This is a genomic window from Micromonospora sp. NPDC002575, assembly GCF_042889525.1.
Lineage (GTDB): Bacteria > Actinomycetota > Actinomycetes > Mycobacteriales > Micromonosporaceae > Micromonospora > Micromonospora carbonacea.
This window is the reverse complement of sequence record NZ_JBIARA010000002.1, coordinates 196,546-217,001: the sequence shown is the minus strand read 5'-3', so window position 1 is coordinate 217,001 and position 20,456 is coordinate 196,546. Positions and strand designations below refer to the sequence as shown.

At 74.6% G+C, this 20,456-nt stretch carries 19 protein-coding genes and 1 pseudogene; 15 read left to right on the top strand and 5 right to left on the bottom strand.

Going from position 1 to position 20,456, the window contains the following annotated elements; genetic code table 11:
* The first annotated feature begins 68 nt into the window (after positions 1-68).
* The 11 genes and pseudogenes from pdhA to ACFYWL_RS04365 all read left to right on the top strand — a co-directional run.
* Positions 69-1,307, top strand: a complete 1,239-nt coding sequence (pdhA, locus tag ACFYWL_RS04415) for a pyruvate dehydrogenase (acetyl-transferring) E1 component subunit alpha (RefSeq protein ID WP_386967768.1) — start codon at positions 69-71, stop codon at positions 1,305-1,307.
* Positions 1,307-2,323 (top strand): alpha-ketoacid dehydrogenase subunit beta, encoded by a 1,017-nt coding sequence (locus ACFYWL_RS04410; RefSeq protein ID WP_386967234.1) that lies wholly within the window; start codon positions 1,307-1,309, stop codon positions 2,321-2,323. Before pdhA ends, ACFYWL_RS04410 begins: the two co-directional genes overlap by 1 nt.
* Positions 2,320-3,714 (top strand): dihydrolipoamide acetyltransferase family protein, encoded by a 1,395-nt coding sequence (locus tag ACFYWL_RS04405; RefSeq protein WP_386967231.1) that lies wholly within the window; start codon positions 2,320-2,322, stop codon positions 3,712-3,714. The genes ACFYWL_RS04410 and ACFYWL_RS04405 overlap by 4 nt, the downstream gene beginning before the upstream one ends.
* Positions 3,715-4,129: 415 nt before the next feature.
* Positions 4,130-5,809, top strand: coding sequence for a right-handed parallel beta-helix repeat-containing protein (locus ACFYWL_RS04400; RefSeq protein WP_386967228.1), 1,680 nt, complete (start codon positions 4,130-4,132; stop codon positions 5,807-5,809).
* Positions 5,810-6,006: 197 nt separating this feature from the next.
* On the top strand, positions 6,007-7,272 hold the full coding sequence (locus ACFYWL_RS04395) for an Ig-like domain-containing protein (RefSeq protein ID WP_386967226.1): 1,266 nt from the start codon (positions 6,007-6,009) through the stop codon (positions 7,270-7,272).
* 481 nt (positions 7,273-7,753) lie between these two features.
* Positions 7,754-8,953, top strand: a complete 1,200-nt coding sequence (locus ACFYWL_RS04390) for a helix-turn-helix domain-containing protein (RefSeq protein ID WP_386967224.1) — start codon at positions 7,754-7,756, stop codon at positions 8,951-8,953.
* Positions 8,954-9,095: 142 nt separating this feature from the next.
* A complete protein-coding gene (locus ACFYWL_RS04385) occupies positions 9,096-9,347 on the top strand; it encodes a hypothetical protein (RefSeq protein ID WP_386967220.1) in 252 nt (83 codons plus the stop codon).
* A 5-nt stretch (positions 9,348-9,352) separates the two neighbouring features.
* On the top strand, positions 9,353-9,541 hold the full coding sequence (locus ACFYWL_RS04380; protein ID WP_386967217.1) for a hypothetical protein: 189 nt from the start codon (positions 9,353-9,355) through the stop codon (positions 9,539-9,541).
* Positions 9,535-9,795: a hypothetical protein gene (locus tag ACFYWL_RS04375; RefSeq protein WP_386967214.1), complete on the top strand. Its 261-nt coding sequence runs from the start codon at positions 9,535-9,537 to the stop codon at positions 9,793-9,795. The genes ACFYWL_RS04380 and ACFYWL_RS04375 overlap by 7 nt, the downstream gene beginning before the upstream one ends.
* A gap of 29 nt (positions 9,796-9,824) precedes the next feature.
* The gene (locus ACFYWL_RS04370; RefSeq protein WP_386967212.1) at positions 9,825-10,079 is read left to right on the top strand and encodes a hypothetical protein; all 255 of its coding nucleotides are present in this window, start codon (positions 9,825-9,827) and stop codon (positions 10,077-10,079) included.
* Positions 10,080-10,269: 190 nt separating this feature from the next.
* Positions 10,270-10,581 (top strand): annotated as a pseudogene (locus ACFYWL_RS04365) (STAS domain-containing protein); the annotation flags it as partial.
* 373 nt (positions 10,582-10,954) lie between these two features.
* Here the strand turns inward: ACFYWL_RS04365 and ACFYWL_RS04360 are convergent.
* The 3 genes from ACFYWL_RS04360 to ACFYWL_RS04350 form a co-directional block, all read right to left on the bottom strand.
* Positions 10,955-11,323 (bottom strand): FKBP-type peptidyl-prolyl cis-trans isomerase, encoded by a 369-nt coding sequence (locus ACFYWL_RS04360; protein WP_074477367.1) that lies wholly within the window; start codon positions 11,321-11,323, stop codon positions 10,955-10,957.
* A 233-nt stretch (positions 11,324-11,556) separates the two neighbouring features.
* Positions 11,557-12,132, bottom strand: coding sequence for a hypothetical protein (locus ACFYWL_RS04355; protein WP_386967209.1), 576 nt, complete (start codon positions 12,130-12,132; stop codon positions 11,557-11,559).
* 248 nt (positions 12,133-12,380) lie between these two features.
* Positions 12,381-13,517 carry a DICT sensory domain-containing protein gene (locus tag ACFYWL_RS04350; protein ID WP_386967207.1) on the bottom strand — a complete coding sequence of 379 codons (1,137 nt, stop codon included), beginning with the start codon at positions 13,515-13,517 and terminating at the stop codon, positions 12,381-12,383.
* A 191-nt stretch (positions 13,518-13,708) separates the two neighbouring features.
* Between ACFYWL_RS04350 and ACFYWL_RS04345 the strand changes: the two genes are divergently transcribed.
* Both ACFYWL_RS04345 and ACFYWL_RS04340 read left to right on the top strand, forming a co-directional pair.
* On the top strand, positions 13,709-14,602 hold the full coding sequence (locus tag ACFYWL_RS04345) for a DUF2726 domain-containing protein (protein ID WP_386967204.1): 894 nt from the start codon (positions 13,709-13,711) through the stop codon (positions 14,600-14,602).
* Positions 14,603-14,879: 277 nt separating this feature from the next.
* Positions 14,880-16,127 carry a hypothetical protein gene (locus ACFYWL_RS04340; RefSeq protein ID WP_386967201.1) on the top strand — a complete coding sequence of 416 codons (1,248 nt, stop codon included), beginning with the start codon at positions 14,880-14,882 and terminating at the stop codon, positions 16,125-16,127.
* A 207-nt stretch (positions 16,128-16,334) separates the two neighbouring features.
* Here the strand turns inward: ACFYWL_RS04340 and ACFYWL_RS04335 are convergent, their stop codons facing one another.
* Positions 16,335-16,682 (bottom strand): Lsr2 family protein, encoded by a 348-nt coding sequence (locus ACFYWL_RS04335; RefSeq protein WP_386967198.1) that lies wholly within the window; start codon positions 16,680-16,682, stop codon positions 16,335-16,337.
* A gap of 267 nt (positions 16,683-16,949) precedes the next feature.
* On the opposite strand from ACFYWL_RS04335, the gene lon reads away from it, so the two are divergent.
* Positions 16,950-19,280 carry an endopeptidase La gene (gene lon / locus ACFYWL_RS04330; protein WP_386967195.1) on the top strand — a complete coding sequence of 777 codons (2,331 nt, stop codon included), beginning with the start codon at positions 16,950-16,952 and terminating at the stop codon, positions 19,278-19,280.
* 51 nt (positions 19,281-19,331) lie between these two features.
* Here lon and ACFYWL_RS04325 read toward each other — a convergent pair whose 3' ends face one another.
* The gene (locus ACFYWL_RS04325; RefSeq protein WP_386967192.1) at positions 19,332-19,856 is read right to left on the bottom strand and encodes a MarR family winged helix-turn-helix transcriptional regulator; all 525 of its coding nucleotides are present in this window, start codon (positions 19,854-19,856) and stop codon (positions 19,332-19,334) included.
* A gap of 108 nt (positions 19,857-19,964) precedes the next feature.
* Between ACFYWL_RS04325 and ACFYWL_RS04320 the strand changes: the two genes are divergently transcribed.
* Positions 19,965-20,336 (top strand): DoxX family protein, encoded by a 372-nt coding sequence (locus ACFYWL_RS04320; RefSeq protein WP_386967189.1) that lies wholly within the window; start codon positions 19,965-19,967, stop codon positions 20,334-20,336.
* Positions 20,337-20,456 lie beyond the last annotated feature (120 nt).

Here is a 20,456-nt window from a genome sequence, read left to right as displayed (position 1 = left end):
AGCCCCTTCCCCTGCCATTCGTCCCGCGTTCATCGCGCGTGTTGAGTCAATCATCCAACGGCAGGAGCATAGGTCCACCACAAGTCCAGGAGGTCCCCGCCGTGACGACCACACCCCAGGCGGTCCGCAGGGCATCCCCGCGCACCCGCCCGCCGGCCAAGAAGCCCACCAAGGCGTCCGCCCGCGAGCAGGCGGCGACCGACCCCGCCGCCGCCCTGCTGCCGCAGACCGAACCGGTGCGGCTGCTCGACCCCGACGGCGCCCCCCGGCCGGCCCGCGCCGACTACCCCGAGCCGCCCGTCGAGGCGCTGCGCGAGATGTACCGCCGCATGGTCGTCGGCCGACGCTTCGACACCCAGGCCACCGCCCTGACCAAGCAGGGCCGGCTCGCCGTCTACCCGTCCTCGCGCGGCCAGGAGGCTTGTCAGGTCGGCGCGGTGCTCGCCGTCCGCGACACCGACTGGGTCTTCCCGACCTACCGCGAGTCGATGGCGCTGGTCTCCCGGGGCATCGACCCGGTGGAGGTGCTCACCCTGCTGCGCGGCGACTGGCACTGCGGATACGACCCCACCCGGGTGCACACCGCCCCGCAGTGCACCCCCCTGGCCACCCAGTGCGTGCACGCCGCCGGCCTCGCCTACGGGGAGGCCCACCAGGGCCGTGACACCGTCGCCCTGGCCTTCGTCGGCGACGGGGCCACCAGCGAGGGCGACTTCCACGAGGGCGTCAACTTCGCCGCCGTGTTCAAGGCCCCCGTCGTGTTCTTCGTGCAGAACAACAAGTACGCCATCAGCGTCCCGTTGTCGCGGCAGACCGCCGCCCCGTCGCTGGCGTACAAGGGCGTCGGCTACGGCGTGCCCAGCGAGCAGGTCGACGGCAACGATCCCGTCGCCGTGCTCGCCGTGCTCACCCGCGCGGTCGCGCATGCCCGCGCCGGCAACGGCCCGTACCTGGTCGAGGCGCACACGTACCGGATGGAGCCGCACACCAACGCCGACGACGCCACCCGCTACCGCGACGGTGCCGAGGTCGACGCCTGGCGCGACCGCGACCCGGTCGCCCGGCTGGAGACTTACCTGCGGGCGCGCGGCGCGCTCGACGACGCGGCCGTCGCCGCGATCGCCGAACAGGCCGAGGCGTACGCCGCCGACCTGCGCGAGCGGATGCACACCCAGCCGCAGGTCGACCCGCTGAGCCTCTTCGAGCACGTCTACGCCACGCCCACCCCGCAACTGGTCGAGCAGCGGGAACTGGTCCGCGCCGAGCTGGCCGCCGACCGCGAGGACGACCGCGAGGGCGAGCGCTGATGGCGACCACCACCATGGCGAAGGCGCTCAACGCGGCGCTGGCCGACGCGCTGGCCGACGACGACCGGGTGCTCGTCTTCGGCGAGGACGTCGGCAAGCTCGGCGGCGTCTTCCGGATCACCGACGGCCTCCAGGCCCGGTTCGGCGACAGGCGCTGCTTCGACACCCCGCTCGCCGAGGCCGGCATCGTCGGCTTCGCCGTCGGCCTGGCCATGTCCGGGCTGCGGCCGGTGGTGGAGATGCAGTTCGACGCGTTCGCGTACCCGGCGTTCGAGCAGATCGCCTCGCACGTGGCGAAGCTGCGCAACCGCACCCGGGGCGCGCTCGGCGTCCCCATGGTCATCCGGGTGCCGTACGCGGGCGGCATCGGCGGCGTCGAGCACCACTGCGACTCGTCCGAGGCGTACTACGCGCACACCCCGGGCCTGAAGGTCGTCACCCCGGCGACGGTCGCCGACGCGTACTCGCTGCTGCGCGAGGCCATCGCGGACCCGGACCCGGTCGTGTTCCTGGAGCCGAAGAAGCTCTACTTCTCCAGCGCCGAGGCCGACCTGCCGGCGGCCACCGAGCCGTTCGGCCGGGCCGTCGTGCGCCGGCCCGGCACCGACGCCACCCTGATCGCGTACGGGCCGGCGGTGCCGGTCGCCCTGGAGGCCGCCGAGGCCGCCCGCGAGGAGGGCTGGGACCTGGAGGTGGTGGACGTGCGCACGATCGTCCCCCTCGACGACGCCACCATCGCCGCGTCGGTGCGCCGCACCGGCCGGTGCGTGGTGGTCTCCGAGGCGCAGGGCTTCGCCGGGGTCGGCGCGGAGATCGCCGCCCGGGTGCAGGAGCGCTGCTTCCACGCCCTGCACGCCCCGGTGCTGCGGGTGTCCGGCCTGGACATCCCGTATCCCGCGCCGATGCTGGAGCACACCCACCTGCCCGGCGTGGACCGGGTGCTCGACACGGTGGCCCGGCTCCAGTGGGACGACCGGCCCGACGCGCGCTGGCTGCCGCAGGGGAGCGCGGCATGAGCGAGCGGGTGTTCCTCCTGCCCGACCTCGGCGAGGGGCTGAGCGAGGCGGAGATCGTGCAGTGGCGGGTCGCCGTCGGCGACACCGTGACGGTGGACCAGAGCGTGGTCGAGGTGGAGACCGCGAAGGCCGTCGTCGACGTGCCCTGCCCGTACGCCGGCCGGGTCGTGGCCCTGCACGGCGCGGCGGGCGAGACGCGCCCGGTCGGCCAGCCGCTGATCACCATCGCGCCCGCCGGCGGCGGCGACGAGCCCGCCGGCCACGCCGCCTACCGGGAGGAGGAGCGCGCCGGCAGCGGAAACGTCCTCATCGGGTACGGCACCGGGCACGGCGCGGCGGGCCGGCGACGCCGCCGACCCCGGCTCGTGCCCGCCCCCGAGCCCGCACTGGTCTCCGACCCCGCCCCCGCTCCCGCGCCGGTCGCGGCGGCTTCCCCGCCGGCGGCGCTCACCGGGGGCGTCGCCCTGGTGATCTCCCCGATCGTGCGGCGGCTGGCCCGGGAGCACGGCATCGACCCGGCCACCCTGCGCGGCAGCGGCCCGGGCGGGGTGGTGCGCCGCGCCGACGTCGAGGCGGCCCTCGCCGGCGCGACCCCGGCCCCCCGGCTCGCCCCGGTGCCCGACGGCCTCGGCGCGGCCCCGCCCGGCGCGGCCGGCGGGCCGGGCCCGGCGGGACGGGTCGCCGTGCCGGCGGGCGAGGAGGACGTGGTCGTCCCGCTCACCGGCGTCCGCAAGGTGATCGCCGACAAGCTCTCCCGCAGCCGGCGGGAGATCCCCGAGGTGACGATCTGGGTCGACGCGGACGCCACCGCCCTGGTGGAGACGCGCCGGGCGATCAACGCCGCGACCCCGGACGCGCCGGTGAGCCTGCTGGCCCTGCTGGCCCGGATCTGCCTCAGCGGGCTGCGCCGCTTCCCGCAGCTCAACGCGCGCGTCGACACCGAGGGGCAGCGGATCGTCCAGTCCCGGGCGGTGCACCTGGGCATCGCCGCGCAGACCGACCGGGGCCTGGTCGTCCCGGTGCTGCGCGACGCGCACCTGCTCACCACCCGCGAACTGGCCGCGGCGCTGGCCGAGACCACCGCCGCCGCCCGGGCCGGCGCCCTGCCGCCGGCCCGCCTCACCGGCGGCACGTTCACCCTCAACAACTACGGCGTGTTCGGCGTCGACGGCTCCACCCCGATCATCAACCACCCGGAGGCGGCGTTGCTGGGCGTGGGGCGGATCGTGGACAAGCCGTGGGTCGTCGACGGGCAGCTCGCGGTGCGCAAGGTGACGCAGCTCAGCCTCACCTTCGACCACCGGGTCTGCGACGGCGGGGTGGCCGGCGGCTTCCTGCGGCACGTCGCGGACTGCGTGGAGCAGCCCGCCCTGCTGGTCGCCAACGTGTGAGCCGGTCCGCCGGCCGCCACCGAGTTCCGGTCCCGGCGGCGCTGCGCCGGGACCGGGACCGCGCGCCTGGCCTGCGCCGTCCCGCTTCCCGCCCACTGTCGCCTTTCCGAGCCGCTGTTCCGCTTCTCGCGCCGCCGTCCCGAATGGGCCGGGAAATGGGGGCCCGGGCCCGATCGTCCGCTGATTTCCCGGCCGACCCGGAAGATCGCGCTCGATCCGGGAAATAGTGGTCATCGCGGCGCGAGGAGGGCACTTCTTCCGGGATCGTGCGCGGATTCTCTGCGTTCCCGCCCGTTTGCCGTCGCCGTTTCTCGCCGCCGTGGTGGGGAAATCGGCGCCGACGACCACCACCCGGCCGCCCGTGGGTGACCGCCCGATCGCACGCCCGCGACCGCCCGCGCGAGGGGAGAGCGCAGTGCCGTACCAGGGCCTGCCCGCCGCCGTACGAGACCGCCGCCCGGCCGTCGCCGGGGCGCCGCTGCACTGCGACGCCACCCGGTACGGGCTGCGCGGCGACGGGGTGACCAACGACCAGCCCGCGCTCGCCGCCCTGGTGGACCGCCTCGGCGACGGCTACGCCGCCGACGGGCGGGCCCGCGTCATCTACTGCCCGCCCGGCATCTACTCCATCCGCGACGCGGGCACGGTCTGGCGCAGCGGGGTGTCCCTGATCGGGGCCGGCCCCGGCGCGACGCGGTTCCTGCTCAGCAACGAGGGCAACCGCGCCGACCCGACCCCGCTGGCGTTCTGGACCACCCTCCAGCACGGCGCGGACCGGGACCGGCACATCGCCGACTGCACCTTCGCCGACTTCGAGATCGACGGCTCCGGCGTGGCCATGGCCGAGTACAACTACCTCGCCAAGGGCCTCGGCCTGCAGTACGTGGTGCGCGGGACCTTCCGCAACCTCTACATCCACCACACGGCGGCGACCGGCCTGGGCTGCGACTTCCTCCAGGACAGCCTGATCGAGGGGGTGGTGGTCGTCGGCTGCGGCCGGCTCGACAACGGTCAGGAGATGGGCGGCGCCGGCATCGGCGTCGGCATCGGCGGCTGGGGCACCGTGGAACGGCTCACCATCGCCAACTGCACCGCCCTGGGCAACGGCACCAACGGCATCTTCCTGGAACTCCAGAAGGCCGGCTGGCCGCCGCCGCGCGGCTACCGGATCGTCGGCTGCCACAGCCAGGGCAACCGGTTCGGCATCTCCGACTGGGGCGCGGACGGGCTGATCGTCTCGGCGTGCACGATGACGGGCAACCTGGAGGCCGGCTTCGACGTCTCCGCCGAGGGGACCTCCGGGGTGGCCGGCCGGGGCGGCCTGCTGGCCGACTGCGTCATCGACGGCAACATCCGCGACGGCGTCAGCATGGGCAACACCCCGGGCCCGTACACGGTGCGCGGCAACCGGATCAGCGGCAACGGGGCGTACGGCTACCACGAGCACGACCTCGGGCACGGCTACCGCGGCGCGGCGACGGACGTGGTGATCGACAGCAACGACCTGTGGGGCAACGGGCTGGACGCCATCCGCATCGACCGGCCGATGGTCGACGCCGTGCTGCTCAACAACCGCATCCGTAACAACGGCCGGCAGTGCGCCGGCGCGTGCGGCGGGGGCGGCGAGTCGGTCCGCTACAACGAGCGGTCGCTGGTCGACCGGACGGCGGGCTGGCCGCACGACGGGCACCGGGGCAAGGTGTTGCGGGTCGGCAAGCGGGTCGCCCTGGTCGCCGCCAACGACGACACCGGGCTCACCCTCGCCCCGGTGCGCCCCGACGCCTACACCGCCTGGAGCGGGGACACCCCGCTGCCGGGGACGGCGTACGAGCTGCCGGCCGCGCCGCGGTGCCGGGCCGGCATCACGGTCAACGCGCACGTCGACTCGGCCACCATCCGGGGAAACCGGATCTGGGACAACCACGACGAACGCACCCAGACGCACGGACTCTGGATCACCGATCGGGGCAGCTGCGTGGGCTGCCGGGTCGAGGACAACGACCTGGCCGGCAACGCCGTGGCCGCCACCCGCCTGGACACCCCGCCGGTGGGCGGCCGGTGGGACCGCAACCACGGCGACCAGGACTGGGGCTGACGGCGGGGCGAACCGGTCGTCCGCCGGCGGACCGGTCGATCGGTGACACCGGGTCCTCCGGGCGCGGCCCACCATTTTCGACCCGCCGTCGCCGAAACTGCCGACAATTGCGCCGCGCCTTTTCCGGAAACCGCACCGGGCCTCCCGTGACGCCGTACAGAATGTGGCCAAAGGGGAGCGGAAAAGGGGTGCGGAACATGGACGTGAGGCGGCGATTGACGCTATTGGCGGTAACCATCGCAGCCACACCGCTGGTCCTCGGTGGATGCACCGCCGGGGAGAGGAAGGCCGCCGCGCGGGTCGCGCCGCCGCCGGCGGTCGAGCTGACGCCCGCCGACCGGGCCCGCGACGTCCCGGTCAGCGCCGAGATCGGCACGAGCGTGGCCCACGGCAGGGTCACCGGCGTCCGGCTCACCGACGACAAGGGCCGGCAGGTCCCGGGGGAGCCCCGGGAGGACGGGACGAGCTGGGTGCCCGGCGCGCCGCTGGCCGAGAAGCGGACGTACACCGCCGAGGTGACGGTGACGGGGGACGGCGGCAGGACCGCCACCCGCACGACGACGTTCACCACCGCGCCGAAGCCGACCAAGCCGGCGATCACCAGCACTCTCTACTTCACGGGCAACCAGACGTACGGCACCGCGATGCCCGTGACGGTGGCCTTCGAGCCGGGCGTGCCGAAGGAGGCCCGCGCGGCGGTGCAGAAGCGGCTGTTCGTCAAGACCGACCCGCCGCAGCCGGGCACCTGGTCCTGGCTGGAGGACGGCAGCCAGGCATACTACCGGGCGCCCGACTTCTGGCGGCCGGGCACCAAGATCAGCGTCCGCGCGGCCCTGGAGGGGCTGCCGATCGGCAAGGACCTGGTGGGCGACGCCGAGCGCCGGGCCACCTCGAAGATCGGCCGGCAGGTCTCCGTCGACATCGACAACGCCACCAAGCAGATGTCGGTCTTCCGCGACGGCAAGCTGGTCCGCCGGATCCCGGTCAGCCTCGGCAAGCCGAGCACGCCCAGCTCCAGCGGCAAGATGGTGATCATGGAGAAGCACGAGCGGACGACGTTCGACACCCGCGGCGAGCCCGACGGCGGCTACGTCGTCGACGTCGACGACGCCCAGCGGCTCACCTGGGGCGGGGAGTTCATCCACTCCGCGCCATGGTCGGAGGGCGACCAGGGCTACAGCAACGTCTCGCACGGCTGCGCCAACGTCTCCGCCGCCGCCGCGGACTGGCTGATGGGGATCACCCAGGTCGGCGACCTCGTCACCGTCACGGGCACGGAGGTGCCGCTGCGCGCCGGCAACGGCTGGACGGCCTGGAACGTGAGCTGGGACGAGTTCGCCAAGGGCAGCGCCCTGCCCGTCCCGGCCGGGCTGCGGCCCAGCCCGCACACCGCGTCGCCGCACCCGGGGGCGGTGGCCGGCGGGAGCTCGCCCGCGCCGACGCCGTCGGCCAGCGGCGGCTGACCATCGGGAGGAACGGCCGCCGGGTCGGGCCCCCCCCCCCCCCGGGGGGGGCCCCCCCCCCCGGGCGCGCGGGGGCCCCGGGCCCCCCCGGGCCCCCCCCCCCCCCGGGGGGGGGGGGTGGGTCCGGTCCCGCCCCCGCCCGCGCGGGGGGGGGCCCGGGGGGGGCGGGGGGGGGGCGGGGCGGGGGCGGGCCCCCCCCCCCCCCCCGGGGGCCCCCCCCCGACCCCCTGTCGCGGCCGGGGCACGCGGGAAACCAGGGAGCCCAGCCAGAGCCGGTTGCCGTGCTGACGTACCCCGGTCGTTCATCCAGCAGGCGCCGCGTGGGCCTGACGGAGAAGGGCATGGCGCGGGCCGCCTGACCGCGCGACGCGGCTCTGCACGTAACCCTGCTGGTGGATTCTGGGCGTACCGTTGCAGACGGTGGGGCCGTCGGTTGTAGCGGCCGGCGGCCCACCACCCCAGCCGCTACCTGGGAGACACCATGACCGAGCCGACCAGCACCTTTGGCCGCAGGCTTCGCGCCCACCGCGAACGCGCCGGCCTCACCCGCCCAGTCCTCGGCGGCCTCGTCGGCCGCAGCGCCGAATGGGTCAAAGCCATCGAAGGGGGTCGGCTGCTGCCTCCCCGCCTGCCGATGCTGCTGCGCCTTGCCGAAGTCCTCGACATCAGCGACCTCGCCGACCTCACCGGCTCCCAGCCGCTGCCGGTTGCGTCGGTGACCCGCGCCGGGCATCCCGACGTCGACCGGGTGGCCGCCGCCATGAAACGCACCAACCCCCCGGCCGGCGACCCCACGACGGCCGTGGTGTTGCGTGGCCTCGTCGACCAGGCGTGGACGTTGTGGCACCGGTCGAGCACCGAACGGGGTGCGGTCGCCGCCGTGCTGCCGCACCTGCTCGACGACGCCCGCGTGTCGGCCCGCCGCCTCGAAGGCACCGACCGGCGGGCCGCCCTCGTCGAGCTGGCCCGCGTGTACCACCTCGCCCAGTTGTACGCCGCCGACCAGCCGTACCCGGAACTGGTGTGGCTGGCCGCCGACCGGGCGATGGCCGCCGCGCAGGACGCCGACGACCCAGCCGCGATCGCCGCCGCCGCCTGGTACTACGCGCACGTCTATCGGGCGTCGAACCAGACGGACGCCGCCGAGCAGGTGTTGGTGGACGCTGCCGCGCTGCTCGACCCAACGGCCGGCGGTGAACAGTTGGCCCGGTGGGGGCAGGCGCAGCTCGGGATGGCGTTGGCGCACAGCAAGCGTGGCCGGTCCGGGCAGGCGTGGCGGGCGTGGGACGCCGCCGACGAGGCAGCGAACCGGTTGGGCGGCGGGTACGTCCACCCGTGGCTGATGTTCGGTCCGGCGGCGTGCGCCGCCTATGGGGTGACCGTCGAGATTGACCTTGCGCGGCCGGGTGAGGCGATCCGCCGGGCCGGGCGCACGGACTACTCGTCGCTGCCGTCACGCACCCGCCGGGCCACACACCTCGTGGATGCGGCGCGGGCGCACATGATGCGCGGCGAGGACGTCGCGGTGGTGCATCTGTTGGGTCGGGCGTTGCGGGAGTCCGTGGACACGGTGCGGCACCGCCCGCACGCCCGCATGGCGATCATGGAGTTGACCGGTCGGCGGGGCACCGTCGGCGAGGACGCCCGGGAGTTGGCGTTGGCGATCGGCCTCGACGGTTAGTTCTCCCTGAGGTACACACTGTCCCTACCGTCACCCGTAACCAGCCGTAACGTGCCGGTCACGGGTGGCGGTGGTCACTTCCATTCCTGCGATTCGTGCGAGCCGCCGCCACCCGCCCCCAGCCAGTGAGGGAGGCGACACGGTGGCATTCTGGTCCGAGCTGCGCGCGATCATGCGGTGGGTACTGCGGCGGTCTGACCCGCCCCCGCCGCCCGGCACCGGCCGGCAGATCCAGGAAGCGGAGCAGGAAGCCGCCCGACAGCACATCCTCGGCCAGGCCCAGGCCGAGCGGTTGCGCAACAGCCGGTGGTACTGCGAACCCACCCAAGCCCACCCTTACGTGCCACTCACCCTCGGCCAGCGCACCGGCTACCAGGCGAGGCACGACCGGTGACGCGGATGGTCGACGACCTCGACGCCGCGAGCGTCGCGTCGGTGGCGTACCTCGTCGTCACCAGCCACGCCGCCGGCCACACCTGCTGGCGATGCACGCCGGACGGTTGCGAAGAGGCCACCTGGGCGCGAGGTATCCTCGCCCTCGCCGACACCGACCGGGCCGCCCTGGAGCGGCTGGTGGCGACGTGGTGAGCATCCGCGTGGCCGCCGGGGAACGACTGTCGCTGCGCACCGGCGAATGGGCCACCCACACCGCCCAGCTCGGCACCACGTACATCGACATGCGGGTGGTCGACGTCGGCGGCGAGCCGACCGACGTGCCCGGCTGGGTGCGGGTGCGCGGCCACGGCCTCGACTGCCAGTGGGAATCCGTGCAGTGCCCGCACCCGTGGTGCCTGGAGCTGCTGGTGAGGGTGGAAGCCCTGTACGACGCGGTGAACAGGTGAAGACCGTCCGGGCCACGAAGGTTCGGGAGGTGGTGAAACGCCACTGGCAGGTGTCCGGCACCCCCGAACTCACCGACCACCGGGGCCGCAGGTTCCGGCCCACCGAACTGGAGATCGTTGTCATCGACGGCGGGATCTCCACCACGACGGTTCACGGCCTTCTGTCCGGCACCCACGGCCCGCACGGGGGTAGGCACACGGACCGCTGCTGGTACGGGCCGTGGGAGTGGCAGATACCGCCGATCCCCGACTGGATCGAGGCTGCGACCCGTGATCAGCCCTGAGACGACGAAAGCCGCCCCACCGTTCCCAAAGGGGCGGCCTTCTGTCGGGCCTGCCGCCGGGGAGAAACGCCACGCCCCCGGCCTCCTGCCAGGGGAGGATCCGGGGCGACTCAGGGTCAGACCCTGGGTGTACCCGGAGTCACTCCCGGGCAGGGCGGAAATGTCGGTGGGCGGGGTTAGATTCGTGGGCATGGAGCAGCGCAGCGATCGGTTCCACGTGCAGGTCGACGTGGGTGACGACGTCGTGGAGATGAGGGCGACCGGCGAGGTCGACATCGCCACGGTCGGCGTGCTGCGCTCCGCGCTCTGGGCCGCCCCGGCCCGGCCGCTGCTGCGGCTCGACCTCTCCGGCGTCCGGCTGCTCTCCGCCGCCGGGGTGCGTGCGCTGGTCGCCGCGCACCGCCGGGTCCGCGCGCGGGGCGGCGAGCTGGTGCTCCTCGACCCGGCCCCGATGGTGGCCCGCGTGCTGCACGTCACCGGCCTGGATCGGGTCATCCCGGTCCGGGCGCGCGCCACTGCCGCCGGGCCGCTCGGCTCCGTGCCGGCCGGGTCCCGCGTGGCAGCGCCCGTCAGCGCGGGCCCGCCCCGTGCCGCGGCGGCGTCGGTGAGCGGGGCAGCCGTCGCGGCAGGGCCCGCGCCGCTGGCGTTGCCACCGGGGCTGCTGGTGCCGCTCGTCGCCGAGCGGGGCGGCGCGTCCGCGCCGCTGGCGCCGGCCGCCTGACCCACCGCCTCGTCCGCCGCCGGCTGCCGTCCGCGCCGGCCCGATCCGCGCCGGTGGGACGGCCCGGCCGACGGCCGGCGCGCCGCTGCCGGGGCCGCTCTGCGGCCGGGGCCGCCGGTGGGTGCCGACGCCCCCGGCCGGGGGAGCTGACGGGTCAGCGCACGCCGAGCAGGTCCACGACGAAGACGAGCGTCTCGCCCGGCGCGATGACGCCGCCGGCGCCCTGGTTGCCGTACCCGAGGTGCGGCGGGATGGTCAGCTTGCGCCGGCCGCCGACCCGCATGCCGACGACGCCCTGGTCCCAACCGGCGATGACCCGCCCGCCGCCGAGCGGAAACTCGAAGGCGTCGCCCCGGTTCCACGACGCGTCGAACTCGCGACCCGTCGAGTGGGCCACGCCCACGTAGTGCACGGTGGCCCGCTGGCCCCGCTGGGCCTCCGGGCCGTCGCCGACGATGATGTCCTCGATGACGAGATCGGCGGGCGGCGCGCCCTCGATCGGGCCGATTTCGGGCTTGTCCATGCCGTACGCCTCCTGCTCGGTGGTGCGTCCACTGCGGTCCCCGTCGATCCTGCCGGATCGTGATCCGCCGATCTCCATCGGTCCCTCGGCCGCCCGCCCACCGGGCGGGCCCGTCCACCGCGACGAACCGGGACGGGCGACGAACCGGGGCGGGCGGCGGCCAGGGCGGGCACACGCGGCGGCGGGCGTCACCTTCCGAAGGTGACGCCCGCCGGGTCCGTGGTGCCTGCCGGTCACCTCAGCCAGGGGAACCGCCGGACGATGGCCAGCCGCTTCCAGGCCCGCCCGAGGCCGAGGGTGTCGCCCGCACCGACCAGGGCGAGGACCACCAGCACCGCGGCGTAGATGAGGTGGTCGTCCATGAACGGGTTGTTCTCGGGGGGCAGGACGGCCGTCCACATCATCACCAGCAGTAGGCCGCCGGCGGTGGCGGCGAGCCGTGTGCCGACGCCCAGCAGCAGGGCCACGCCGATCGCGGCCAGGCCGACCATGAACAGCCAGTCCGCCCAGGCGGCGCCGGCGATCCCGTGGTAGAAACCCGTGAACGGGCCGGCCGCGCCGAAGCTCAGGAAACCCTTCGTCGGGCTGCCCCCGTTGATCCAGGCGTTCTTCGCGGCGGTCTCGTGACCGAGGCCGAACATCTTGTCGAGGAAGGCCCAGAGGAAGGTCCAACCCAGGGCGAGGCGGATGCCGGCGAGGACGTACCGGGTGGCCCGCTCCCGGGTGGTCTCGGCCGTCCTGGTGGTCTCGGCCGCCGGGGCGGTGGTCCTGGCGGTGGTCCGCTCGATCGTCGCGGTCATGATGTCCACGTCCCTTCCTGTCCCTCGCACCGCGCTTCCCGGTGGCAGTTCCATTGGACGTCCGCCACCCGTGGGCCCGGCAGGGCCGATGGGTCCGCTTCTGGCCGGGACCTTCGACCTTGGTCCACCCGGCCCGTCGGCCGTCCCGGCACCGGCCCACGGCCTTTCCGCGGCGCGGCAGTGGGACCGGAACGCGGTCCGGCGGCTGCCCGTCCTGGAGGGACTGGGCCGGTCGGTCGGCCGCGTCGCCGCCGCGCCTACGGCTGCCCGACCGGCACCTCGGCCGACTCGGGGGCCAGCCGGGCGACGGGCACACCCTCGCGCGCGGCCCACCCGACGGCGTGCCGGACGTCCTCCACGGGCAGCGGCCGGCGGCTGGTCACGGTGACCGCCGCGTGCACCGCGAAGGCCACGAACGGATACGACCGGGCCAGGCCGCCGACCGCCTCGTGCACCTGCCCGGCGACGGTCACCGCCTGCTCCTCCGTCAGCGCCGGCAGGATCAACAGGAACTCCTGGTCGGACAGGCGCACCGCGCGGTCCACCGGGCGCAGCGGGGAGGTCACCGCCCCGATCACCGCCTGCGCCTCCCGGGCGGCGCTGCGGCGGCCGAAGCGCTCCGGCGCGCCCGCCGGCTCGTCCACCCGTACGCCGACCAGCGCCACCGGCAGCGTGCCCGAGGCGGTGACCCCGTCCGCGCCCGCCCACCGGCGCATTCCCGGCTCGTCCAGCAGCGGGGCCGGTTCCGCCGGGGCCGGGCCGGTGCCCCGGTCCCGCCCGCCCGGCCCGCCCCGGTGGGCCCGGGCGGCCCGTTCGGCGCGGGAGAACATCAGCCGCAATGCCGCCTCGGCACGTGCCTCGCCGGGCGTGGCGGGCAGGTCCCGGACCCGGGCCAGCGTCTTCTCCACGGCGAGCCGGACCGCCCCGGGGAGCCGGTCGGCGAGCCGGTCGCGCAGCCGGACGACCTCGTGCAGCGCCTCGTCCCGGCGGAACCCCCACCAACCCTCGAAGAGCCGACCCGACTCCAGGGTGGCCGCCTGCTCGACCTCCGACCGGTCGTGGGCGACCAGGGCGGCGCCGAACCGGGGGGTCAGCGCCACCACGCTCCACTCCCGGGCGAGGTCCTCGGCCTCGTCCAGGGCGACGCCGCACGCGCCGGCCGGCAGCGCCTCGGGGTGCTGCCCGACCACGCCCACCACGGTCGCCGCCGCCGTGGCCGCGATCCGCTCGTAGACCGCACGCTCCCGGTCGAGGTAGGGCATCCGCTGGAAGAGCGCGATCACCACGAGCGGGCCGTCCTCGGCGCTGGCCAGGGCGGCGCTCTCGATGGCGTGGGAGACAGCGACGAGGCTGCGCTTGGTCAGAAGTTCCGGAGCCTGTCCACTGTGCAGCACGCGCTGAGCCTAGAGAATGGGACCATCGGCCGCATCCGTCGGCCCCCGGGCGAACCGGGGGCCCGGGAACGGCCCCGCCGGGCCGGCGGTGGCCCGGACCGGTGACCCCGCGCGGCCCGCACCGGCGAGGTGGGCGTCCCGGCCGGCGGCCTAGACTCGGCCGTCGACGGCCCGACGGACGGAACAGGCGGATGACGCGCACCGGTAGTGACCATGGCTCCCTGCTGCGCCCGGTCGCGGCGTCGACCGGGCGCGCACCGGTCCTCACCCGCGCCGGTCAGGTGGTATACGGCCCCCGGCGGCTGGGGGAGCTGGTGCACGGCCGGCCGCCGGGCGTCACCGGCCACCAGTGGAACGCGGCCGGCCGGGAGGGCTTCGACCACGTGGTGTGTGCCGGCGACAGCGGCCGTCCGTTGTTCGCCGTCGAGATCGGGCCACCGGCTGCGGCCGGCTCCGCCGCGCAGCGCGCCGAGCGGATGAAGGACGCGGTCTGCGCGGCGGTCGGCCTGCCGGTGCTGCGGATCACCTCGCCCACGTTGCGCGCCGCCGACCACGGCCGTCGGATCGTGGAGTACGTCATCGACGCCCGCGCCTACGCCGACGCCGTGCGGCCGGAGCCGGGGCGGGACGATCCGGCGGAGGCCACGCCCGTGGCGTTCCGGGAGATCGTCGGCCGGCTGCCCGACGGGCGCAGCGGCCACGTCAACGACCTCGGCGCCCTCGCCCGGGCGGCGGCCGTGGAGGCGTACGTGTCGCGCCGGCTGGTCGACCCGATCGTCCGGGGCCTGCACGTGCGCTGGACCGCCGGCCCGGTGGAGGGCTGGAGCTGGGTGGAGGCGCGTCCCGGCCGCTGCCTGGTGGAACGGGTCGAGGTCGTCCAGCACCGCTTCTCTTGTGGCGTGGACGCCGGCCGCCTCGCCGAGGACCTGGCCGCCGTGGCGGTCGGCGAGCGGCTGCGCGACGTCGAGCAGGCCGGTGGGGACCTGGTGGCGCGCGACGAGTTGGACCGGGACATCCTCCGGTTGCGGGAGCGCCGCGACGAGATGCGCGACGGATTCGCCTTCGAGCACCTCTGCGCCGGCTGACCGACCCCGTCCACCGGGGACGACCAGCCCTTCCCGGCTCCCCACAAATTTCCCGTATCCGGGTTGAACCGTGGCCGTCGCGGCTCCGTACTCCAGCCCGAATGGACACGGATCTCCCCGCCGCGCCGGCCGGCGCGACGACGATGAGGAAAGGGCATCGTCGGTCATCGACACGCGACCGGAACGTCGCAGTGATCCTCGCCGAGGCGTCCCACCCGAATTCATCGGTCCGACGGGGTCACGAGTCAACTATCGGATCGAGAAGGAGAGCAATTCGATGCGCAGGTCCCCACGGGCGCGCCGGTCATCCGGTAACGCACGGAGCAAGCGGCTGCTGGCCGTTGTCGGCACCCTTGCGGTCTTCGGTGGAATCGTCGCCGTGACGCAGATCTCGTCCGCCGGGGACCGGCGGACGACCACCCGCGCCGCGGCGGCGTCGTGCGTGGCGCCCAGCCCCGGCGCGACCTCGAACATCGGCAGCAGCACGACCCAGACGTGGCAGAACGGCCGGTGGGTGCGCAACCACTGGGGTGACGGGCAGATGTCGGTCGCGGAGTGCCAGTCGCTCAAGGCCGGCGGCACCGCCACGAACGCCAACACCAACGCCGCCCCGGCGGGCTCGACGATCGCCTGCCCCGACGTGGCCAGCAAGCTGCCCCAGGTCCCGGCCGCCGCCAAGGCCGAGGTGGACCGCAACCTGGAGCTGCTCAAGACCCAGATCGACGAGGCGAACAAGCGACTGGCCGCCGAGGGCCGCAACGGCGGGCAGTTCATCCAGAACGCGATCCTCGGGCCGCTGGCGGACAAGCGCCGGGCGACCCTGAACCGCATCGCGACCGCCATCGGCCGGGTGGCGCAGCGGCCCCAGGGCCTCGAACAGCTCGCCCCGTGCCAGCTCGCCGTCGGCGCCAATCCCAACGCCGGCAATAACAACGGCGGCAACAACGGCGGCCAGAACGGCGGCAACAACAACGGCAACGGTCTCGGCGTCCTCGCCAAGGACTGCGGCAACAGCCGGCTGCAGCCGCACGACGGCTTCCAGAACGGCAACCGGTGCGTCAGCACCGCGTTCGGCGAGGTCGGCGCGGCGGCGAACAACCCGTCGCTGCTGATCACGCAGTTCCCCAACCAGGTCCAGCGCAACCAGGCGTTCCAGCTGCGGGTCACCACCCGCAACCTGGTCCGGGACCGGTTCCTCGCCGCTGGCCAGGGCGGCTACTACCTGGAGAGTTCCCTGCTCAACGGGCAGGGCCTGGTGCGGGGGCACTTCCACACCGCCTGCCGGATGCTGAACAGCACCCGGCAGCCCCCGAACCCGCAGGACGTGCCGGCGTTCTTCGTCGCCACCGAGGACGGCCGGGGCGGCTCGCAGCCGGACGACGTCATCATCCAGGTGCCGGGCCTGCCGCAGGCCGGCACCGCGCAGTGCTCCGTCTGGGCCGGTGACGGTTCGCACCGCATCCCGATGATGGAGCGGGCCAACCAGACTCCGGCGATCGACGTGGTGCGGATCCGGGTCAACTGACCGGACGGCCGCGCCGTACGCACATCCGGGCCGCCCGGGGCAGAACAGCCCCGGGCGGCCCCGCCGCGTCGCGCGCCGTGTCGTCAGCGCGTGGCCGCGCGTACGGCGCCGGGGCGGGACCGTGGAAATTGCCGCCGGAAAAGGTCCGGGGCCATCGCCGAATCCCAGCGTGGCCCCGGTGTTCCGCGTGGTGGGCGCGGTGCCTGGTCAGCGGTTCTTGAAGGCCTCGACGACGGACACGGGGATCCGGCCCCGGTCGGAAATTTCGTAGCCGTTCTGGGTGGCCCATTCCCGGATCGCCCGGTTCTGCTCGCGATCCATTCCCGAGACCGGGGCCCGGCCGGGGCGGCGGACCGTCCGGCCGGCGTCGACCGGTCCTCGGCCGATTCTCCGGCCAGCGTTGATGTAGGGGTCGAGCGCCTTGCGGAGGGTGCCGGCGTTCTCGTCGGACACATCGATGGTGTACGCCACGCCGTCCAGGCTGAACTCGACGGTCCGATCTGCCTTCCCGCCATCGAGGTCGTCAGTCAAGACGGTGATTACTTTCCGGGCCATCGCCAATTACTCCTTGTGTGGGGCGGGGTGTGTTACGAGTTTGACGTATCCGCGGGCAAATCCGCAAGAATATGCCTCGTTTGCATTCGGCGCGTCGAGTTGTCCGCGATGCAATCCCGCTCCTGACGGTGGAATTTGCCAGTACGGCTTCGCCCCGGGCGGCCTGCGCGGCGGATGCCGGAGTGTCCCGGGTCACATCCCGGAACAACGGGAGCCGGCCCGGACTTGAGCCTGACACGCTCAAGTCAACGCGATGGCAGGTGTTCGATGGCAACTCTTCCGGTACTACCCCTCACCGACGCCGTCCTGCTGCCCGGCATGGTCGTCCCGGTGACCCTCGACCCCACCACCCAGGCCGCGGTCGACGCCGCGCGCGCCACCGGCGACAAGAAGGTCCTCGCCGTACCCCGCATCGACGGCGAGTACGGCCCCGTCGGCGTGATCGCCACCATCGAGAAGGTCGGCCGGCTGCCCGACGGCGAACCGGCCGCCGTGGTCCGCGGCCTGTCCCGGGCCCGGATCGGCTCCGGCGTCCCCGGGCCCGGCGCCGCCCTCTGGGTGGAGGCGACCCAGCTCGACGAGCCCGCCCCCGCCGGCAGGGCCCGGGACCTGGCCCGCGAGTACCGGGCCCTGATGACCTCGGTCCTCCAGCAGCGCGGCGCCTGGCAGGTCATCGACGCCATGGAGCGCATGACCGACCTCTCCGAGCTGGCCGACGCCGCCGGCTACGCGCCCTGGCTCACCCTGGCGCAGAAGACCGAACTGCTCGCCGCCGCGGACGTGACGGCCCGGCTGGAGCTGCTGGTCGGCTGGGTGCGTGAGCACCTGGCCGAGCAGGAGGTCACCGAGCAGATCAACAGCGACGTGCGCGAGGGCCTGGAGAAGACCCAGCGGGAGTTCCTGCTCCGCCAGCAGCTCGCCGCGATCCGCAAGGAGCTCGGCGAGGACTCCCCGGACGGCTCCGCCGACTACCGGGCCCGGGTGGAGGCCGCCACGCTGCCGGAGAAGGTCCGCGAGGCGGCGCTGCGCGAGGTCGGCAAGCTGGAGCGCGCCAGCGACGCCTCCCCGGAGGCGGGGTGGATCCGCACCTGGCTCGACACGGTCCTCGAGATGCCGTGGACCACGCGTACCGAGGACAACACCGACCTGGCCGCGGCCCGCGCCGTGCTCGACGCCGACCACGCCGGCCTGGCCGACGTCAAGGACCGCATCCTGGAGTACCTCGCGGTGCGCAACCGCCGCGCCGAGCGCAACCTCGGCGTGGTCGGCGGGCGCGGCTCCGGCGCGGTGCTCGCCCTCGCCGGCCCGCCCGGCGTCGGCAAGACCAGCCTCGGCGAGTCCGTGGCCCGGGCGCTCGGCCGCAACTTCGTCCGGGTCTCGCTCGGCGGCGTCCGCGACGAGGCCGAGATCCGGGGCCACCGGCGCACGTACGTCGGCGCGCTGCCCGGCCGGATCGTCCGCGCCCTGCGCGAGGCCGGCTCGATGAACCCGGTCGTGCTCCTCGACGAGGTCGACAAGCTGTCCGTCGGATACTCCGGCGACCCCGCCGCCGCCCTGCTGGAGGTGCTCGACCCGGCGCAGAACCACACCTTCCGCGACCATTACCTGGAGGTCGACCTCGACCTGTCGGACGTGCTGTTCCTGGCCACCGCCAACGTAGTGGAGACCATCCCCGGCCCGCTGCTGGACCGGATGGAGCTGGTCACCCTCGACGGCTACACCGAGGACGAGAAGGTCGCCATCGCCCGCGACCACCTGCTGCCCCGGCAGCTCCAGCGGGCCGGGCTGACCGCCGAGGAGGTCAGCATCGCCGACGACGCCCTCACCCTGATCGCGGGGGAGCACACCCGGGAGGCCGGCGTCCGGCAGCTCGAACGGGCCCTGGCGAAGATCCTGCGCAAGGTCGCCGTCGCCCTGGCCGACGACCCGGCCCCGGTGCGGGTGGACGCGGGCAACCTCGTCCGCTACCTGGGGCGGCCCCGGTTCACCCCGGAGTCGGCGGAGCGGACGGCGGTGCCCGGCGTGGCCACCGGCCTCGCCGTGACCGGCGCGGGCGGCGACGTGCTCTTCATCGAGGCCACCGGCATGGAGGGCGAGCCGGGGCTGACGCTCACCGGCCAGCTCGGCGACGTGATGAAGGAGTCCGCCCACATCGCCCTGTCGTACCTGCGCTCCAACGGGCGTCGGCTCGGCATCGACCCGAACGCCCTCGCCGGCCGGCGGATCCACCTGCACGTCCCGGCGGGCGCGGTGCCGAAGGACGGGCCGAGCGCGGGCATCACCATGGTCACGGCGCTGGCGTCGCTGGTGACGGGCCGGCCGGTGCGGCCCGAGTTCGGGATGACCGGCGAGGTGACCCTCTCCGGGCGGGTGCTGCCCATCGGCGGGGTGAAGCAGAAGCTGCTCGCCGCGCACCGGGCCGGCCTGACCGAGGTCATCATCCCGGCGCGCAACGAGCCGGACCTGGACGACCTGCCGGCCGAGGTGCGCGGGGCGCTGACCGTGCACACCCTCGCCGACGTGGCCGACGTGCTCGCCCTGGCGCTGCGCCCGGCCGACGCCGACACCCGCACCGATCCGGCCCTCACGGCCGCCTGACGGTTGAGCAGGGGCCCCTTGCCATCGCTTTCCGGATGGCAGGGGCCCCTGCTAACACGACGGCCTGGCTCGCGCGGAGGCGGCGCTCCCGTCCCTGCCGGGGGACGCCGGGCAGTCGCCGATCGGGTCGAGGCGGGCCAGCAGCGCGGCGGTGATCTTGCCGAGCTGCGCGACCTGCGCCGGGGTCAGCGCGTCGAAGACGAGCGAGCGGACCAGCGCCACGTGCCCCGGGGCGGACGCGGCGAGGTGCGCGTACCCGGCGTCGGTGAGCACGGCCACCGACCCCCGGCCGTCGTCGTCGGCGCGCTCGCGGCGTACCCAGCCCCGGCGCTCCAGCCGGCCGACGAGGTGGGACAGGCGCGACTGCGAGCCGTTGGCCAGGGCGGCCAGCTCGCTCATCCGGCGCGACCGCCCCGGGGCCTCGGAGAGGGAGGCCAGCACCCCGTAGCCGAAGCGGGTCAGGTCCGCGTCGCGCTGCAACTGCCCCTCGATCTCGTTCGGCAGCAGGGTGAGCACGGCAAGCGTCCGTCGCCAGACCTCCTGCTCGCCGTCGGTCAGCCAGCGGGTGGGTTCCATGTCGCCAGCCTACCGGATGCTTGACGCTTCAAGTATCTGCTCGTACGGTGGTCCTTGAAGCGTCAACTACCTGTCCGCCCGCGCGGCGGCACGCCAGGAGGCACCCCCATGAACATCGCCCTGTGGGCCCTGCAGATCCTGCTCGCCCTCGTCTTCGCCGGCGCCGGGCTCACCAAGGTCACCCAGCCCAAGGAGAAGCTGCGCGAGAGGATGAGCTTCGTCGAGGGCGTGCCGGAAGGCGCGGTGAAGGCCCTCGGGGCAGTCGAGGTGCTCGCCGCGATCGGCCTGGTCCTGCCCGCCCTCACCGGCATCGCCACCGTGCTGACGCCGCTGGCCGCCGTGGGCGCGGCGATCGTGATGGCCGGCGCCGTCGTCGTGCACGTCCGGGCCAAGGAGTATCCGCCGGCCGCGTTCACCGCCCTGCTGCTGGTCGCGGCGCTCGTCGTCGCCTGGGGGCGGTTCGGCCCGTACGCGTTCTGAGGGCCCCGGCCGGGGCCCGCCCCCCCCCCCCGGCCGGCCCCCCCCCCCTAGGGAGGGGGGGGCGCGGGCGCGGCGGACCCGCGGCATTCGGCCCCTGATGGTGCTGTTGGGCCGCCCCCC

Bases quoted from the DNA above. Each gene is read 5' to 3' on its own strand.
- ACFYWL_RS04410 (WP_386967234.1), top strand. From the start codon at position 1,307: ATGGCGACCACCACCATGGCGAAGGCGCTCAACGCGGCGCTGGCCGAC.
- ACFYWL_RS04405 (WP_386967231.1), top strand. From the start codon at position 2,320: ATGAGCGAGCGGGTGTTCCTCCTGCCCGACCTCGGCGAGGGGCTGAGC.
- ACFYWL_RS04395 (WP_386967226.1), top strand. From the start codon at position 6,007: ATGGACGTGAGGCGGCGATTGACGCTATTGGCGGTAACCATCGCAGCC.
- ACFYWL_RS04390 (WP_386967224.1), top strand. From the start codon at position 7,754: ATGACCGAGCCGACCAGCACCTTTGGCCGCAGGCTTCGCGCCCACCGC.
- ACFYWL_RS04380 (WP_386967217.1), top strand. From the start codon at position 9,353: ATGGTCGACGACCTCGACGCCGCGAGCGTCGCGTCGGTGGCGTACCTC.
- ACFYWL_RS04360 (WP_074477367.1), bottom strand. From the start codon at position 11,323: ATGGACAAGCCCGAAATCGGCCCGATCGAGGGCGCGCCGCCCGCCGAT.
- ACFYWL_RS04345 (WP_386967204.1), top strand. From the start codon at position 13,709: ATGACGCGCACCGGTAGTGACCATGGCTCCCTGCTGCGCCCGGTCGCG.
- ACFYWL_RS04340 (WP_386967201.1), top strand. From the start codon at position 14,880: ATGCGCAGGTCCCCACGGGCGCGCCGGTCATCCGGTAACGCACGGAGC.
- ACFYWL_RS04335 (WP_386967198.1), bottom strand. From the start codon at position 16,682: ATGGCCCGGAAAGTAATCACCGTCTTGACTGACGACCTCGATGGCGGG.
- lon (WP_386967195.1), top strand. From the start codon at position 16,950: ATGGCAACTCTTCCGGTACTACCCCTCACCGACGCCGTCCTGCTGCCC.
- ACFYWL_RS04325 (WP_386967192.1), bottom strand. From the start codon at position 19,856: ATGGAACCCACCCGCTGGCTGACCGACGGCGAGCAGGAGGTCTGGCGA.
- ACFYWL_RS04320 (WP_386967189.1), top strand. From the start codon at position 19,965: ATGAACATCGCCCTGTGGGCCCTGCAGATCCTGCTCGCCCTCGTCTTC.